This window comes from Schaalia canis (assembly GCF_003858455.1).
Classification (GTDB): domain Bacteria; phylum Actinomycetota; class Actinomycetes; order Actinomycetales; family Actinomycetaceae; genus Pauljensenia; species Pauljensenia canis.
In genome coordinates, this window is record NZ_RQZF01000029.1 from 1 (window position 1) to 1122 (window position 1122).

General features: G+C 53.4%; 3 protein-coding genes. 1 reads left to right on the forward strand and 2 read right to left on the reverse strand.

The window, feature by feature from the left end:
- On the forward strand, window positions 1–196 hold a 196-nt coding region (locus tag EII11_RS10595; RefSeq protein ID WP_205649294.1), incomplete at its 5' end, for a hypothetical protein.
- A gap of 97 nt (window positions 197–293) precedes the next feature.
- Here the strand turns inward: EII11_RS10595 and EII11_RS10325 are convergent.
- Complete coding sequence (locus EII11_RS10325) at window positions 294–812, reverse strand: DUF4304 domain-containing protein (RefSeq protein ID WP_124872490.1); 519 nt, start codon at window positions 810–812, stop codon at window positions 294–296.
- A 34-nt stretch (window positions 813–846) separates the two neighbouring features.
- Window positions 847–1113 (reverse strand): hypothetical protein, encoded by a 267-nt coding sequence (locus EII11_RS11025; protein ID WP_420820457.1) that lies wholly within the window; start codon window positions 1111–1113, stop codon window positions 847–849.
- Window positions 1114–1122 lie beyond the last annotated feature (9 nt).

A 1122-nucleotide genomic window follows, 5' to 3' on the forward strand; every position in this document is an offset into this window, starting at 1 on the left:
GGATTTCATCGCCTGCTTGAACCTGACTGATGGGGGTGGTGGTCCCATCAGCCATGACTACGGGGGTGTCGGCTGTGAAGCAGCCAAAACGGGCTATGCCTGTGACTTTGGTGAGCGCGCCCCCACCCGCACCAAAAGCCCCTCCCTCAAAGGCACTACCACGCCCGCACTTAACGTTGACGTGCTCGCCTGCTGATAAGCACGCAAATCAGCCTCAGACACAGGACGTAGGCCGACGCGCGGCTACCCTTCACGCGGAAAAGAACTGCAGACCCTTAACATGTGCCAATAGGTCATTGACCTTCAAGCACCGACATCGGGGGAGAAGGAAGGCCCATTTCACGTGCGGCGGCATTGAATTTTCGCTTCAAATCCCCGGTGACGTAATGAGAAGGAATCACTCCAGCCATATACGCGCGCACCAGAGATTCCACCGTCGAATGCTCATGCGCGAACTGAGCCAGCGCATACCCTAACTCCTGAATCTTATGGGCACACTCGTCATCTGCAAGCGGACAATAATCCAAGAAGTCAAGGATACTGACATCAAAGTCGATATCTAGAGGGAGCTCTTGAGCCACTGGGAAGATCGGAAAATCATTTGCCTTGAGTGATTCACCCGTACGGAACTCTTCTAACAGGGGCGCAGCGAAAACTTCGATGTATACACGGTTACCATACGGCGGTCGATCCACATGGATCTTCCACGCCACCTCGGCAGACTGCCACGTCCAGGTAAAGCCTTTCTTTTTAAAGCCACGCTCCTTCAGACCAATCCGAAGGTTTGTCACTACATCCAGGGGGGTTAACATTGGCTGCAACACCTCTCATTTCGAGGAGACACGACTATGGTGCGTAGAGATCTAACTGGGGTGTCCATTCTTCACCTGTGGTTCTCCTTAGTTCAGCAACGTACATTGCGAGCTGACGTTTTCCTTGGCTTCGTCCACTGGGAGTGTCTGGCTTCAACTCTCTCACAATACGCTCTCGGTAATTCAAGGCATCCGGTCGAAGGTTCGAACCCCTTATCGCTCGGTTGAATAGGTAGCCTTGATCCTGCCCAACTGCTAAAGGATACATTTCATGTGCTCGTCTCCCTGCGGCAGCCTCCAGGCTTTCTCC